At 57.7% G+C, this 15352-nt stretch carries 13 protein-coding genes and 2 pseudogenes; 3 read left to right on the top strand and 12 right to left on the bottom strand.

Translation table 11 applies throughout. The features are described from left to right. From KVP70_RS32540 to KVP70_RS32530, 3 genes are all read left to right on the top strand, one after another. Positions 1-803: aminotransferase-like domain-containing protein (locus KVP70_RS32540; RefSeq protein WP_217946558.1), on the top strand; the 803-nt coding region annotated here is incomplete at its 5' end. 273 nt (positions 804-1076) lie between these two features. Next, a complete protein-coding gene (locus tag KVP70_RS32535; protein ID WP_217946557.1) occupies positions 1077-1517 on the top strand; it encodes a carboxymuconolactone decarboxylase family protein in 441 nt (146 codons plus the stop codon). Positions 1518-1529: 12 nt separating this feature from the next. Then, positions 1530-1955 (top strand): cupin domain-containing protein, encoded by a 426-nt coding sequence (locus tag KVP70_RS32530; RefSeq protein WP_217946556.1) that lies wholly within the window; start codon positions 1530-1532, stop codon positions 1953-1955. 482 nt (positions 1956-2437) lie between these two features. On the opposite strand, the pseudogene KVP70_RS32525 reads toward KVP70_RS32530, so the two are convergent. The 12 genes and pseudogenes from KVP70_RS32525 to KVP70_RS32475 form a co-directional block, all read right to left on the bottom strand. Further along, positions 2438-2758, bottom strand: a pseudogene (locus tag KVP70_RS32525) (ATP-binding protein); the annotation flags it as partial. A 10-nt stretch (positions 2759-2768) separates the two neighbouring features. Continuing rightward, positions 2769-3237 (bottom strand): annotated as a pseudogene (locus KVP70_RS34555) (IS21 family transposase); the annotation flags it as partial. 225 nt (positions 3238-3462) lie between these two features. Then, a complete protein-coding gene (locus KVP70_RS32520; RefSeq protein ID WP_217946554.1) occupies positions 3463-4074 on the bottom strand; it encodes a TetR family transcriptional regulator in 612 nt (203 codons plus the stop codon). A gap of 1 nt (position 4075) precedes the next feature. Beyond that, positions 4076-5659 carry a DHA2 family efflux MFS transporter permease subunit gene (locus KVP70_RS32515; protein ID WP_217946553.1) on the bottom strand — a complete coding sequence of 528 codons (1584 nt, stop codon included), beginning with the start codon at positions 5657-5659 and terminating at the stop codon, positions 4076-4078. Positions 5660-5668: 9 nt separating this feature from the next. Continuing rightward, a complete protein-coding gene (locus KVP70_RS32510; RefSeq protein ID WP_217946552.1) occupies positions 5669-6820 on the bottom strand; it encodes an HlyD family secretion protein in 1152 nt (383 codons plus the stop codon). Between the two features lie 17 nt (positions 6821-6837). Next, complete coding sequence (locus KVP70_RS32505) at positions 6838-8295, bottom strand: efflux transporter outer membrane subunit (RefSeq protein ID WP_217946551.1); 1458 nt, start codon at positions 8293-8295, stop codon at positions 6838-6840. A gap of 63 nt (positions 8296-8358) precedes the next feature. Next, a complete protein-coding gene (locus KVP70_RS32500) occupies positions 8359-8796 on the bottom strand; it encodes a MarR family winged helix-turn-helix transcriptional regulator (protein WP_217946550.1) in 438 nt (145 codons plus the stop codon). A gap of 399 nt (positions 8797-9195) precedes the next feature. Beyond that, on the bottom strand, positions 9196-10125 hold the full coding sequence (locus KVP70_RS32495) for an SLAC1 family transporter (protein ID WP_217946548.1): 930 nt from the start codon (positions 10123-10125) through the stop codon (positions 9196-9198). Positions 10126-10273: 148 nt separating this feature from the next. Further along, a complete protein-coding gene (locus tag KVP70_RS32490; protein ID WP_217946546.1) occupies positions 10274-11536 on the bottom strand; it encodes an EAL domain-containing response regulator in 1263 nt (420 codons plus the stop codon). After that, the gene (locus KVP70_RS32485) at positions 11533-13635 is read right to left on the bottom strand and encodes a PAS domain S-box protein (RefSeq protein WP_217946545.1); all 2103 of its coding nucleotides are present in this window, start codon (positions 13633-13635) and stop codon (positions 11533-11535) included. The genes KVP70_RS32490 and KVP70_RS32485 overlap by 4 nt, the downstream gene beginning before the upstream one ends. Before the next feature lie 31 nt (positions 13636-13666). Continuing rightward, entirely contained in the window at positions 13667-14089 is a 423-nt protein-coding gene (locus tag KVP70_RS32480; RefSeq protein ID WP_217946543.1) for a hemerythrin domain-containing protein, read from the bottom strand. Positions 14090-14755: 666 nt separating this feature from the next. Beyond that, on the bottom strand, positions 14756-15352 hold a 597-nt coding region (locus KVP70_RS32475; RefSeq protein WP_217946542.1), incomplete at its 5' end, for a hypothetical protein.

Genomic DNA, 15352 nt, shown 5'->3' with positions numbered 1-15352 from the left:
CCTCCAGGCCGACCTTGCCCTTGAACTCCGCCGTGTGCACCCGCCGTTTTTTTCCTTCACTCATTTGCTGTCATCCTTTCACGGACCACAGCTTAAACCATCGTCTCAGATTCGGGATCCACTATAGTATGCCAATGAGCTTGGGGCGGAAGACTGCGCTGCTAGCGAGAGCACTCGAAATCGGCGCCATCATTATAGAAGATGACTATGACAGCGAATTCCGCTACGAAGGGAGGCCGCAGGACTCATTGCAGAGCATCGATACCCATGGCTTGGTAGTGTTCCTGAGCTCACTTTCGAAGGTCATGTTGCCTGAGTTGCGTATCGGATACGTTGTAGTTCCTGAGTCGATATTGCCGGCACTGTGTATTGCGAAGCACCTCTCGGATTGGCATACCGCCAGCATGACTCAGCATGCGTTGGCAAAGTTTATTGATGACGGACATCTGGCAAAGCATATACGCCGTGGCCACTCTATTTATACTAGCCGAAGAGAAGCCATTTTGCGCGGCTTCGCAACCCACCTTGCTCCATGGTTTGAAGTAGTTCCGTCAACGGCCGGATTCCACATGGCTGCATTTGCGCGCAAACATGTGGACATTGATCTGCTCCTACGTCTCGGCCGTCGCGCGGGCGTCGGCCTTTATTCCCTCGAGGGATTCTATTTTGAGGCACAACCGCGTCAAGGGCTATTTTTAGGTTTTGGCTCGATCGATACGCTGGATATCGACACTGCCATATCGCGAGTGCGAGGCATCTTGCTTCAAATGGACGGCGCGGAAGTGTTAGAAGTGTCGGAATAGAACTAGGCCAAATGATCCGTTGCACTGCGCAGCGATAAGCGCTACTACTCGCTTGCGTTCCTGGGGTGCCGTGTCAGGTGTTGAGCCGTTGCTTAATGCATCATCATTTACCAGGACTGGACTATGCGGCTTAGCCTCGTGCCCTCTGAGTGCACGAAGATAGCTATCCTGCATTCGCTTCGTGGACTACGAGATTTTCGCCGAATTGGTACTCCGATCGGGCAATGCTGCCCGCTACAATTACCACACACTAACCCACTGAAGGAGATCATCATGAATGCACGTGCTAACTTTTATACCGCTTCCCCAGATGCAATGAAGGCAATGATGGCACTGGAAACGGCCGTTGGGAAATTGGGCCTGGAACAGCCGTTGCTGGAACTGGTGAAACTGCGCGCGTCCCAAATAAACGGCTGCGCATTCTGCGTTGACACCCACACCACCGACGCTCGCAAAGCCGGCGAAACTGAGCGTCGCCTGCATGGAGTATCTGTGTGGCGTGAGACCCCATTCTTCACCTCGCGCGAGCGAGCAGCACTGGCTTGGACCGAGGCCTTGACCCAAGTTTCGACCACGCACGCTCCAGATGCTGACTACGAGCTGGTGAAGGCTAATTTTTCGGACAAGGAACAAGTCGACCTGACCTTGGCTATCGTCACTATCAACGCGTGGAACCGTTTCGGCGTTGGTTTCCGTAAAATGCCAGCGGCCTAAGCGAGGCACGAAATGAAAACGACTGGAATCTATCGTTTGGCTGCAGCGCTCATGGTAAGCGTCGGTCTAGTGGGGACTGTTCAGGCGCACGACGTCCCGCGAGATGGTAAGGAGGTGCGCGCAATCCTGCAAACCAAGCAGCTACCGGACGTGGCTCACACGAAGGGGCTGATGCTTACGGTGACTTACGCGCCGGGTCAAAAGTCGATTCCACATCTTCACCCAGGATCGGTGTTTGCCTACGTGGTGGCAGGCGAAGTGACTTCCAAGCTCGACGACGGTGCCGAGATCACTTACAAAGTTGGCGATTCCTGGTACGAGTCCCCGGGTATGCGTCATGTAGTATCGCGCAACGCTAGCGACACCAATCCGGCTAAGCTGTTGGTGGTATTGCTGCTTCCAGATGGTGCCCAGGTATCCGAGCCAATACCTAAGTGAATATTCTCATCAGTGCTCCCCGTTCTCGTAGGTCGCCGCCACCCAGTATCGTAGGATGCCACCATGCGTTCTCGTAGACCGCAGCCGGCGCCTAAAGCATTAGGACACGGGCCGGCTGTGCGGAAATTGGAGCAGCTCAGCCGGCAATGGCTCGTTACTTCTTCGGTTTGGTTGACCTGTTCTATTTCTTAACGTTGACGAACGTTGCTACCACATAGTCTCACCAGTAAGCTAGATCCGATAGAGCTACACGCCGACATCGAAGACCACTTGATACTCGCGCGACTTTGGCTGCGACCGGTAGATTCGCTGCCAGATTGTTACCACCATATTCACTGGGGGCTATATAAGCGTGCGGCGCATCCATCCTTTATTTTCTCAAATCCCCGTTGGCCAGGTTAAATTCTCCCACCTTTGGCCGGGTCAAACTCCCCCAGGCAGGACTGTCCGGATTGTAGTCCATGGTCCTGCCGTCGGCCTCGTCAGTTCTGCTTGACGTCGGCAGACGTCAAGCGCGTGAGTCGTGAGGCTGCCTCCTTTAGCCGATAGCTTTTCCCCTCGAACTCCAGGATGTGGGCTCGGTGCATCAGCCGGTCCAGGATGGTGGTCGCCATGGTGTTGTCGCCGAGGTATTTGCCCCAGTCCTGCACGACCCTGTTGGAGGTCACCACGATGCTGCGCTTGAGCTTATAGCGCTGGTGCACCAGCGTCTGCAGCAGCTCACCGGCCTTGTCGTTGATGCGGCGCGCAAGAAACAGATAGTCCAGCACAAGCAGATCGGCGTCGACCAAGGTCCGTAGTCGCTGCCGCTACTCGGCGTCGCCACCGAGCGCGTAGTCGGTGAAGGTAACGTTCGCTGCCGGGCATACGCGTCAGCGCTCCTTCACCGTAGTCGACCTGGGCCTCCTCGCCGGACCCGAACTCCAGCCGGTCGAACTTCTCCGGCTCGCGCTGTACCAGCCGGCCGGCGAAGCGCTTGACGCTGTTGTAGCGGCCGGTGAAGCCGAACTGGTCGACCAGGTCCTGGTAGATCGACGTGTAGTTGCGGCGCAGGCGTAGTTGGGCCTCGATGAAGGCGCGGTGCGGTTCGCACAGCGATTGCGGTCCGCTGTCGATTGCCGGTGGCCGGGGTGGGGGAATTTGGCTCCGGTCCGGTCTGGTCCAGTGTCAGGCGGATCGTTTTACGGTCTACCCCGGTGAGCCGCACTATCTCGCGCTGGCTGGTGCCGGTCGCCAGCAGCGTGGCGACTGTGGTTCGCTTGTTTGGTTTCAAGACGTTCACCCTCCGTGCCCCCTTCGATAGTCGAAGGGGTAAAGTTACGTCCTGCCAGCGGGATTGCTCTCCTTTGGCCCGCAGCCTTATGGCAGCGCTAGGCGGTCAGGAGGTGGGGGATTTTGCCCGGCCAACGGGGCTCAAATGTTGGAGCCTCCTTCAAACCTGGGGCGATTCATACCGTAATAAGGGGGGGCGAGTAGGCCCGACTCTCGCCCTTGCTCCGTTCATCGGCTAATACCCAATAACGCCTCTCAGGAACAGCCGCAGGCCCCGCTGGGCTTGAGCATCGGCATGGAGTGACTGCATCTGATAACCGTTGTTCGACAGCCCTGTAATGCAGTTGAGAAAGTGGACGCACAATTCCTCTGGTGTGAGGAATGGATCGAACAGGATTTTGGCCTCGGGCAGCCTGAACAGGAGAATGAGCTGTGTTGCCAGTTGACATGGTCCAGCATCACGCCAGGCTGTACGGGCTGGTTCGTCTCCCTCCTTCATAATCACCGCGTGCAGGCGCATTAATCGTTTGTCCTGTATCCGGCTTACCAGGTGCCCGGCCATCAGTTCCAATTGCGAAACAAGGTTCTCAGTAAAGGGCACTGCGAGCAGTTGCTGGCGATGGCGATAATGCTCTTCCTCTATCAACGACGCGAGCAGGCCGGCCTTGCCGCCGAACTTCACGTAGATGGTGCGTACGGCAACGTGGGCGGCGCCGGCGATTGCCGCCAGCGACGAGCCGGCATAACCACGCTCGGTGAAGAGGTCGAGCGCGGTGGCCAGCAAGAGGTCCCGACGCGCAGCCAGAGTGGTGCGCGTCGGGCGGCCATGGATGATGGGCCGGGTCATCTCAATGCGCTGCTGATGCCGCGTCCGACACCTGGCCATGCATCGGTTTGGTCAGCCAGATCAGCGGGATGATCGCAATGAAGATCACGCCCGAAATCCAGAACACGTCATTCAGCCCCAGCATGGCGGCCTGGGCCACCACGCTCTGCTCGAAGCGGGCATAGGCCTGCTGCGGATTCAGGTGCAGCACAGTCTGCAATTGCTGCAGGCTGTCGGTGAAGGCCGGGTTGTTGACGTGGGCCTGGTCGATCAGCCGCGAGTGGTGCACGATGGAGCGGTCACTCCACGCCGTGCTGGCGATGGCGGTGGCCGCAGCGCCGAAGAACACGCGGGCAAAGTTAGACAAGCCCGCTGCCGCCGGGATTTTTTCCGGCGGCAAGCCAGACAGGATGATGGCGGTCAACGGCACGAAGAAGAGCGCGGTAGGGATTCCTTGCAGCAGCGTCGGCATCACCAGCGAGAACAGGTCGACGTCGAGGAAGTAGTTCGAGCGCAGGAAGAACACACCGGCAAAGCCAACGAAGGCCAGGGTGCCCAGCACGCGGGCGTCTGAACGCGGCATCAGCTTGGCCATAACCGGCGCTAGCAGCACCGCGAAGATCCCTAGCGGCGCGGTTGCCATGCCGGCGTCCACCGAACGATAGCCGAGATATTGCTGCATCCACTGTGGCAGCAGCACCAGGTTGGCAAAGAACACGCCGTAGGCGACGGAAATTGCCACCGTGCCGCCGAGGAAGTTGCGGCCCTTGAACAGCCGCAGATCGATGATCGGATGGGCTTCTGTCAGCTCCCAGATGACGAAGAAGATGAAGCTCAGCACGGCAAACACGGCCAGACCCACAATGACGGGAGATTGAAACCAGTCCAGATCCTTGCCCTTGTCCAGCATGATTTGCAGGCTGGCGACCCAGGCGATCAGCGACAGCAGTCCGACCGCATCAAACGGCAGCTTGCGGGCTGGGGTGTCGCGGTCCTTGTAGATGGCCCAAGTGACGGCAGCGGCAAACAGGCCGACCGGGATGTTGATGTAGAAAATCCACGCCCACGAATAGCTATCGGTAATCCACCCCCCCAGCGCCGGGCCGGCGATGGGGCCGACCGTGGCGGTCATCGCCCACAGCGACAGCGCCAGGCCGCTCTTGGCCTTGGGGTAGGAGCTGAGCAGGATCGCCTGGGACAAGGGGATCAGTGGCCCGGCCACCGCGCCTTGCAGGATGCGCGCCGCCAGCAGGATCGGCAGGGTCGGCGCCAGGCCGCACAGCCAGGAAGACAAGACGAACAGCAGGATGGCGATCACGAACAGCTTGATCTGGCCCATGCGCTGCGTCAGCCAGCCGGTCAGCGGGATAGACACGGCGTTGGCGGCGGCAAACAGCGTGATGACCCACGTTCCTTCGTCCACCGATACGCCGAGGTTGCCGGAAATGGTCGGGATAGCCACATTGGCGATCGACGAGTCCAGCACGTTCATGAAGGTGGCCAGCGCCACCGCGATGGTGGCCAGCACCAGCTTGCCTCCCGTCAGCGCTGGAGGCGGGGTGGGTGGCGACGCTGCGGGCGCTGTCGGTGTTTTCGGAGTGTCCATGATGGCTCCTTAGTTGGCGACCTGGTTGCGGGCGATGATGCCGGCAATTTCCGCATCGGCTTCCTTGCCGTAGTGATCGAACACCGAAGTCTGGAAGGTACTGTTGACTGCTGCGAGCAACTGCGAACCCTGACGGCCATGGGTATCCACTTCGACCGCCATCGACAGGCCGAGGCGCAGCGGATGGTCTTTCAGCTCTTTCGGATCGAGCGCAACCCGCACCGGCAGGCGCTGCACCACCTTAATCCAGTTGCCGGTGGCGTTTTGCGCCGGCAGCACGGCGAACGCGCTGCCGGTACCTGCCGAGAAACCAATCACCTTGCCATGGTACGTGACATCCTTGCCATATAAATCTGCATGAAGGGCGACCGGCTGGCCGATATGCACGGCTTTCATCTGGCTTTCCTTGAAGTTGGCATCCACCCACACCCCGTCCAGCGGCACGATGGCCATCAACGGTGAACCGGCAGCCACGCGCTGGCCAAGCTGTACCGAACGCTTGGCGACATAGCCGGTGACCGGCGCCGGCACATTGGCGCGCGCATAGGCCAGGTAGTCGGCACGGACGCGGGCGGCGGCGGCCAGCACATTCGGGTGTTCGCTGATCTGTTGCTGGGCGGTCTGGGTGCGGTTGGAGGCCAATTGTTGCTCGGCAGTGGCCAGCGCCGCCTTGCGTTCCTTGACGGCGTCACGGGCGTGGCCCAGGTCCTCGGCCGACACGGCACCGGCCTGGTCGGCTGTGAGGCGGCGCTTGAGGTCGTCTTCGGCACGCGCCAGCTCAGCTTGGCGTTGGGCGATCTGCGCCTTAAAGACGCTGTTGTTGACGTAAAGGGTGCTGACCTGCTGCACCGCCTGCGCCAACGCGGCTTCCGAGCGCTGCAGTTCGATGCGGGTATCGGCGCCATCCAGCTTCACCACGCTGTCGCCGCTGCGCACGATCTGGGTGTCATCGGCGTTGATGCCGGTGACGGTGCCGCTGATCTGGGCGTTCAGCTGCACCAGGTTGCCGTTGACGTAGGCGTCGTCGGTTTCCTCGAAATACTGTGCCACGCTGAAGTAGTACGCGCCCCAGGCTGCGGCTGCCAGAACAGTGACGCCGCCAAGAGCGACGAGCGCTGCTTTACGTTTGCCGTTGCCGGCTGGTTTTGTTTGGTCGTTCATGATGTCACCTGGAGAGATTAGTTAATCAATGGTTGTTGCGATGGTTGCGGGTTGCCGAAGCCACCGCCCAGCGCGGCGGCAAGGCCGATCTGCTGGTCGCGGCGCGCCATGCGCAGGTTGGCCAGCGTCTGCTGAGTGGCGATGACGGTGACGCGGGCTTGCAGCAAGTTCTGTTGCGTATTCAGGCCGGCCTTGTATTGGCTGGCGGCAAGCTGCCAATTGCGTTGTGCGGCGTCACTGGCCGCCTGGGCGTCGAGCAACTGGGCGTCGGTGCTGCGGACGCGGGCAATTTGCGTGGCAACGTCCGACAGCGCGCCGACCAAGGTCTGGTTGTAAGCGGCAACGGCCTGGTCAAAATCGGCGTAACGGCCTTTGAGCTGGGCGCGCAGGGCGCCGCTGTCGAAGATCGGCAGATGCAGGGCCGGGCCGGCCGAGATGGTGCGGCTGGAGGCATCCAGGAAGCGGCCAAAGCCAAACGCGTCAAGGCCGATGGCGGCGCCGAGGTTGATGTCGGGGTAGAACTCGGCCTTGGCTACCTTGATGTCCTGCGTAGTGGCGTCCACCCGCCAACGGGCAACGGTAATATCCGGACGGCGCGCTACCAGGTCGGCCGGCAGGTTATCCGGCAGGCGGTCCCGAGGCGCGGCGTCTTCAGCCAGCTGTGGCCGGGTGATTTGCAGGCCACGGTCGGGACCAGCGCCCAGCAGGGCGCCAAGCTGATAGCGCACGTCCAGGATCTGGCCGTCGAGCGCTGCCAGCGAGGCCTGGCTGCCGGCCAGCACGCGGTTGGCATTTTGCGGTTCCACCTCGGTGTCGAGGCCGGAGCGGGCCCGGGCGATGCTCAACTGGCGCAGTTGCTGGCGCTGGGCGATGTCATCGCCGGCCAGGTCGCGCTGCCAGTACAGGCGGGCCAGTTCATTGTAGGCACGCGCGATTGCCGTGCTGAGCGTCAGCTTGACCTTTTCCTTTTCTGCTTCCGCCAGCATCAGGCGCGACACGGCGGCACTCTCGGCGGCCTTGTGCTTGCCCCACACATCCAGCTCGTAGGACGCGCTCAGGACCGCCTTGTTCTCGGTCTGCCAGGAACTGGCCACCGGCGGGGGCACCAGCGCATTCGAGGTGTATTGCTGGCGCGTGATACTGGCGTCCAGGTTGACCTTGGGACCGGAAGCGGCACGTGTGCCGTCGCTGACGGCCGCCGCAGCGGCAACGCGGGCGCGGGCTTGCTCCAGTGTCGGATTGTTCTTCAGCGCCTCGGCGATTAACGCCGGCAATTGCGCGTCGCCATAGTGGCTGGCCCAGTCGGCCGCCGGCCAGTTGCCGTGTTCGTCTGGCAGCGCCTGCGCCGATTGGTAGGTGCCTGGACTGGCGATGTGGTGATCGCTGCCAATGCCCTTGAAGCTGGCGCAGCCCGGCAGGATGGCCGCGACCACGATCGACAGCAGAAGTACTTTGGGTTTTATCTGAGTTTTCATAATCTGACTTGTCAGTTACTTGGTTAAAAAAAACGGGCCGGACTACTTCCGTGGCACGCGATCTCAGGCGCTGATGAACTTGGCCAGCAGGCGTTGGAATTCGCGGAATTCCGCAGCAGTGAAATCTTTCAGGCGCGCGTTGATGACATCCGGCGCCCGTTGCGCGATTTGTTCCACCAGGTGCTTGCCATGGCGTGTCAGCTGCAGGTTGATGCTGCGGCGGTCATCCACACTACGCACGCGCAGAAGCACATCCTGCTTCTCCAGCTTGTCCAGCATGCGGGTCATCAGGCCGCTGTCGATATCGAGCATCTTGCTCAGTTCGAACGGCGTGCCGGCCAGCTCACGTCCCAGCGCCATAATGATGCCCAGCTGCTGGGAAGTGATCTCGATGTCCCGTAACGATGCATCTATTTCCGCCAGCAGCACGTTGCGCGCCCGTGACAGCGACAGCCCGATGCTGGTGGTTGGATCATAGTTTTCTGCGGTGTAGTACTTCATGGTGTCCTCCGTATGCTTTCAATATATTTGATAAGTCAGATATTGTCAAGGCAGATTTTGACTAATTTCGGTACCGATATGAGCAAAAAATTTCTTCAATTGGCGACGCGTTGGGGATGCATAATAGCCCCATAATTTCTTTCCCTGCATACCGCTCCCTTTCTCTATCCGGCTCAGACGATGAGGCTCTTTTTTCGGGTGATGACAGCCCGCTGGAGAAAAAGCAGCACGTCCCGACGGGACAATGGATGCGGTCGACCAGTTTGTGGTCCACGGGCGCCAGCCCGATCCTGTCTGCGCTTAAAGGGACGAAGAGGTCAAGTGGCGTTATTAGTAATCAGTCACCCCGCTGCCTGGCAGCGGGGAGGCCTGCCGGCCTTTCTTCCTACTATGAACGTCTCATCTTCCTCTTACTGTGCGGACGAATAAATAGATGATGAACGCAGTAACCGCAATCATCAATGGCAGGGAAAGCGCGCGCGCGGCAACGTTGCCTGCCAAGGCTAATTTCAAACATACGTTGAGCGCTGAAGTCATCCCAAAGGTATATGTCCAATACGAGTGGGTGAATCGCTGCATCTTTAACCACGATATGAGCCGAAATCCCTGCATCAATTGGAAGAGGCCATAACCTAGCAGCATCATGACCCAAGGTCCGGCGATCTGCGGATTGACAAGCAACACCGAAGCAGCGCAAACGACTGCTGGCGCCGCCTGGATTCCCACTAGGGAACGACGCGAAGGTGGCAGACTTGGTCGATGCCAGATGCTGCTTTTTATCACTGGTTCCAAAGTCAGCCAAGAGAAGACTCCCGCCCCAAGGAAGAGCCAAGCTAAGTCTGCTTGATCGAGCGCACCAAGTGCCGCAGCACTCGTGAAGTTTCCCGCGACGTCTGGTAGGTAGAGCGCCGGCGATACGTCGTTTATATCGCGCGTGCCTTGCCACAGCTTGGATGTGTGCCAAAGCGAAAAGCCAACATGCCAAGATATGCCGGCGGCGGCTACGACACAAGCGCCGGCAAATGAATATCTAACCAGTCCGGGCACCAGGGCCAAAGTGGAGATGCCAATTAACGCCGCCTGACTGCCTTGAGACGGATCGTGGAACTCTTTTGCTATCAAATTGGGATCGCGCAAAAATTGAACCAAGTATGTGAGGATCAAACCACCCCAGACCACTAGGGTCAGCAGCAGTTCGGCTTCCGCTACCCCCTGAGGAATACCCCACAATATGGAACCGCTAAGCAAGGCATAGCCGAGGCCGGAAAGACCCAGTACCATGCTAAACAGACTAACCGGTATTGGATTGCCTGCCGAGGCGATCAGCACAGGCGTTACAGATTGTGATTGAGCTCGATCCATCATGGTCGCGAACAGTGTAAGCCGCTCCTAGGAACTGGTGCGTGGTTTCTAATAAGTCCATTGTAGAATTCCGACGCCCCGGATGGGGTATCCAATCCGGGAAAAAATTGGGTGCTCAATTCGCTGGACCGGCATCCTCAGGGACAGGATCTGCGCGAACATCAGAGGGAAGCGCTAAATAAGCCGCATCCCAAAGAGCGACTCCATCCAAGAAGTCCGATTGCGGCATTGGTTTTCCTATGAGATAACCCTGCGCATAGCGGCACTCCAGGCGACGCAATAATCGCCAATCTGCTGCAGTTTCCACACCCTCAGCGACCGACCGAAGACGTAGCTCCCTCGCCAGCGCAAGGCTCGATGCCAGAACCAGTACTTGGGCATTGTCCTTGCAGGCAGCAGTCACGAAGGATCTATCCATCTTCAACTCCGAGAATGGGATGCGGATCAGCTGCTGCATGCTCGAATACCCGGTACCATAATCGTCGATTGACAGTCCGTAGCCTTTCATCCGCAGTCGCGCAAGGTTCTCCAGGCTATGAGGCAGATCCGACATCGCAGCAGATTCGGTCACTTCAAAAACGATGTAGCTTGGCGCGATATCGTTTCCCTCCAAAATACTGCTCAAGCGAGCTGCGTATCCTGGGTTGGAGAGCGAAGACAGGGAAAGATTGATCGAAATTTCGTATCGTTTTCCTTCCGAATCCCATTTCCGCCAGGCGAAGGCAGTCTTTGCCACAATCTGTTCGGTCAGTTGGTCGATGAGACCATGATGCTCCATCAATGGTATGAATGAATCTGGAGGAATCAATCCGCGCACTGGGTGACGCCAGCGGGCCAGAGCCTCGGCGCTGCTGATCGCACCTGTCAACAAGTCGGCCTTCGGCTGAAAATATGGTACAAACTGGTCGAGCGCCAAAGCCTCAAGAAGTTCGTTCATTGTTGGCTCTGGAGATGTGCTTCGTGACGCGTGCGCTGGTTGGCGGTGACGCTGGGTAAATCGATTCAGCAGATCCCCCAGTGCGGCGGGAGTTGCTGGCTTTTCTATTGCACCGAGTAGATTGATTCCGTAAGCCTTGACCATCGTCTCGACAGACGAGATCAGCGCTCGATCAAGCGCGCTGAGCAAAATAATCGAAACCTGAATATTTGCTTCGGCCAAGTGGCGGACCAATTCCATGCCATCCATACCAGGCATGTTGAGGTCGATGATGCAAATATCAAAGGGCAGTGGCGCCTGCTGAAAAGCGCCTAACGCGGCGAGACCGTCCGAGACATCTGTGATGTTCAAAGCTCCCAAAGTACACAACATACGGCGCAGTGCGCGGCGTTGAAAGTCATGGTCTTCAACAAGCAAAAAGTTTAGGTTATCGATGTTCATGTTGCTGGGCTTACGTTCTTAAGGCAAGCCGTTCCTTGTTTTAAATAATTGTCAAACGCGTCCAGTTCGGCCTGGAAGCGGCGATATGCTTCCCGCGTAGAAATGCCGAGGGCATCGACGTGACCGCTATCGTTGGACAGGGCTAGACGTTCACGACCACACGACTCAATTGAGCGGCAGGCAGCCGCCAAGCCTGACGCGCCGACCATTTTGCTGGCCCCGCAGATTCTGTGCGCAATCTCCATGAAGGCATGCAGCTCTCCCGTCTGATACGCTGCTTCCAGAGCCTTCGCATCAATGTCACACGATTCTTTGAAGTCGGACAGAAGCGCCGCTCGTTCGGCCAAGTCATCGCCGACGATCTGAGCCAGGTGAGTCTCGTCGATGACACGATCTCTGAAGGCCAGCAGTTGTTCGCTGCTTTTGGACATATTAGTCTCAGGGGGGGGCAGAGGTAGATAGCGCTCCAACAAAGAACTCAGCGAAGCGAGGGTGGTGGGCTTCGATAGATAGTCGTCCATTCCAGCCACCAGAGCGCGCGTGGCATCGCTAGCGAAGGCGTTTGCGGTGAACGCAATTATGGGCAGTCGCGAAATTCCACGCCGCCATTCGTCATCCCGAATAGTTCGTGCCAGCGTATAACCGTCCATTTCAGGCATCTGGCAATCACTTATCAACAGCGAGTACCGTCTTGTGGCTAGCTTTTCCAAGGCATCGACGCCGTTGATGGCGCTCTCGGCCGCGTAGCCAAGGGAGGCTAACTGGCGCACCAGTACATTGCGATTCGTGGCATGGTCATCGACTACCAAAACTAAAGTGCCGCTGCTGGCTGCAGTCGTGACTGGCGGAGCCGCGCGATGCCGTACCTGAGGATCGTTGATAGACGGTGCATTTCTTAGTTGGGCTCTGCAGTTATTGACCTCAACTTCGCGAAGGGTAGGGAGGCTAAGTTCTAGACTCATTGTGGTACCAAGGCCAAGCACGCTTTCCATTGCAATGGTGCCGCCCATACTCTCCGCTAAGCCCAGACAAATTGCCAGACCGAGACCTGTTCCGCCAAAGCGGCGCGTGGTGTCGCCATCAGCTTGTACAAAAGGCCGGAAAAGTCGCGCCTGGCTCGCCGCTGAAATGCCGATTCCGGTGTCCCGGACAGAGAACCGCAAAACCTGTGCACCAGGCTCTGTACGAATGACATCCAGTGATAGTTCGATGCTGCCGGCCAGCGTAAATTTGACAGCGTTGCTGACAAAGTTGTGCAGGATTTGACGCAAACGTAGTGGGTCAGTGCAGAACCGTTGCGCCGTAGACGGGTCTACCCGGGAGCGCAGTTCGATGCCTTTTTTCGAGGCCAATGGCGCATAGGTTGCCACCACCTTTTCGATAATGTTTTCACGAATGGCGGTTCGTTCGTGACGCAGCTCCAATCGACCCGCCTCTATCTTGGAGAAGTCAAGGATGTCGTCAAGGAGGCGAAGTAGCTCGCGTCCAGATTGCTCCGCCATTGCCACTGTCTCGTGCTGGCTCTCGGTAAGCTCAGTCAAGCCTAAAAGTTCAAGGGAACCCAGCACGCCGTTCATGGGCGTGCGGATCTCATGGCTCATCGTCGCCAGAAAGATGCTCTTGGCCCGGTTAGCCTCGTCAGCCCGATTCTTTGCATTCTGAAGGGCGCGCTCTGTTTCTGCTGCCAGCTGCTGCAGGCGCCGCTGCTCAGTAACATCTCGCAGCACAGCAGTGAATTTTTTCTCCCCGTCCTCCAGCATCTGCCCGAGCGTCAAATCCAGCGGCACAAGCGAGCCGTCCCTGCGTAGTCCGTTCACGCTGCGGCGATGATTCATCACACGGGATTGGCCGGTCCTTAGGTAAGAAGAAATGTATGCATCATGGCGGTTGCTATCTGGCTGGGGCATCAGCATGGACACATTATGACCAAGAAGCTCTTCCAGCCGATAGCCAAACAGCTCTTGTGCGCCACGATTTGCATACTCAATGATGCCGCGCGAGTCGATGGTCACAATGGCATCTGAAACCGAATCGATCATCAGCGCCAAGCGCCGCAGGCCATGCACGTTTTCGGTCGCATGATTCAGAGCAGAGATCATAGGGGCCTCAGCTAGTTAGATTGGGCTGTGCTCAGATGTTCGCGACAGATGCCTCGATGGCTGGGTAGAACTCGCGGTCTTCCTTTTTCATGCGCTCGTATAGCGTCTTCAGCACGTGGTTGGCCTCGTTGCGGAAGACTTCAGGCTGCTCGATAAGCAGGCGAGGCGTATTCCACTTCGTTGCGAAGGCTAGGTAGGCACCCGAGATGCCGTCCATCTCATCACGGTAGCGCTTGCTCATGCGCGCAAGGCTGTTGTTGCCGCTGGCTTCCAGGGCCGGATATAGGACGTTGTCCTCGACCGCCAGGTGCAGCTTGATGACGCCGCTCATCGCGATGATGCGCTGCGAGATGTCGGAGGCGTGGTCGGCGATGCCGGTTTTAACCAGAGTGCGCAGTGCTGCGATCGCGCCCAAAATATCCAAATGCTGATGTTTAAACTTATCGATGTTCATGATACTTCCTTTCAAGACTGCTTCATTTGTGAAGTAAGTCTACTGCAAGCGCCTTAAACAAGCAAGTAATATGCATGTTTAAGGCGGAAATTTCTTCTATCGATTACAGCGGATTTTGCTATCGGCCGAATCCAGGGCGCCCCAAAGTTCGGTGCCGGAGCCGGCATTAAACCGGCACAGCGAGGATGCTGTGAGTTCGAGCGCGCCAGGCTGGACTAGCGTAAATCGTATCTTGAGTTCCGACGGCGGGAGAGTTCCATGAGACGGAGCTCGATCCAGGCTGGAAGGTCCGCTGAGCGATGATTCCGAGCGACGCTACTTAGGGACCAAGCCACGCCTCGTTAAACAAGCGTGCTGCCGAAATAGCCATATTGCAGTGAGCTCGAGATTCGCTGCGCGGTGATTTGAAAATCCTTGGCAATTTCGGGCCTAAACAAGCGACTACTTGTGGCTTCGAATAATGAGAGCCATCGCACGAAATGGTCTTTGTTGATACCAGTGAGCAGCATGTGCTTCCCATATACGTTCCCCTGGAAGCTTTTACTGCCAAGCATAACCGTCGACCAGAAGTCCACCATGCGGTCCAAATGTGGTCCCCAGTTCGATCCGATCGCGGCATTGAAAATGGGGAATAGATCTGGGTCTGCACGAACGTCATTATAGAACTCATGTACGAGAGCCGTTATCGAGGCGGTGTTCAGTTCCTGGTATGTCATTTGATTCTGCAGTATTTAAAGTAGGTGAAAGTGCCGGTGCGATTTGGACGAACCAAGCGATTGAAATCAAAATAGCGCCAACCACAAGCCCTAGGCCAGTGATGTCCTGATCTTCGAGTAAGTAAGCGTTACAAAGCCGTTGCGGCATGCTTTGATACTGCATTCCAGCTATGGCCATCATCGCGCCAAAATTTCCAAGGAAGAAAAGCTGTACTACCCAAGGACATCGCTTAATCGAACCGGGAAGAATTAGCCCCAGCAAAACAAGCGAGCCGAACTTGGCTGCCTCAGACACTGGCGAAGTTAGGCTCAGTTCGAGCGCGCGAGGAATCATCCAATATGCGCTCACAAAAAGCAGGGAGGTAAGACCAGCGATGCCGTACTCGTCAAATCGAGCTGCAGAAAGTCCCGCCGGAAGCACGGAGCGTGTCAATGAATTTGAAACACCTTGTTGAATTGGTGAGAGTCTAAATCTCGGCTTTTTTTGGCAGCGTTTTTCTCCATTATCGGCGGGTTGATCCATGCAGCTGTCGGCAGTTTCTGTGGT

The organism is Duganella violaceipulchra (genome assembly GCF_019166075.1).
GTDB lineage: Bacteria > Pseudomonadota > Gammaproteobacteria > Burkholderiales > Burkholderiaceae_D > Rugamonas > Rugamonas violaceipulchra.
Note: the sequence above shows the minus strand (reverse complement) of the source record. Positions and strands in the feature narration are given on the sequence as shown.

Excerpts from the sequence above, each read along its gene's own strand:
- KVP70_RS32535 (WP_217946557.1), top strand. The coding sequence starts at position 1,077 with ATGAATGCACGTGCTAACTTTTATACCGCTTCCCCAGATGCAATGAAG.
- KVP70_RS32490 (WP_217946546.1), bottom strand. The coding sequence starts at position 11,536 with ATGAACATCGATAACCTAAACTTTTTGCTTGTTGAAGACCATGACTTT.
- KVP70_RS32515 (WP_217946553.1), bottom strand. The coding sequence starts at position 5,659 with ATGGACACTCCGAAAACACCGACAGCGCCCGCAGCGTCGCCACCCACC.
- KVP70_RS32500 (WP_217946550.1), bottom strand. The coding sequence starts at position 8,796 with ATGAAGTACTACACCGCAGAAAACTATGATCCAACCACCAGCATCGGG.
- KVP70_RS32530 (WP_217946556.1), top strand. The coding sequence starts at position 1,530 with ATGAAAACGACTGGAATCTATCGTTTGGCTGCAGCGCTCATGGTAAGC.
- KVP70_RS32480 (WP_217946543.1), bottom strand. The coding sequence starts at position 14,089 with ATGAACATCGATAAGTTTAAACATCAGCATTTGGATATTTTGGGCGCG.
- KVP70_RS32520 (WP_217946554.1), bottom strand. The coding sequence starts at position 4,074 with ATGACCCGGCCCATCATCCATGGCCGCCCGACGCGCACCACTCTGGCT.
- KVP70_RS32510 (WP_217946552.1), bottom strand. The coding sequence starts at position 6,820 with ATGAACGACCAAACAAAACCAGCCGGCAACGGCAAACGTAAAGCAGCG.
- KVP70_RS32485 (WP_217946545.1), bottom strand. The coding sequence starts at position 13,635 with ATGATCTCTGCTCTGAATCATGCGACCGAAAACGTGCATGGCCTGCGG.
- KVP70_RS32505 (WP_217946551.1), bottom strand. The coding sequence starts at position 8,295 with ATGAAAACTCAGATAAAACCCAAAGTACTTCTGCTGTCGATCGTGGTC.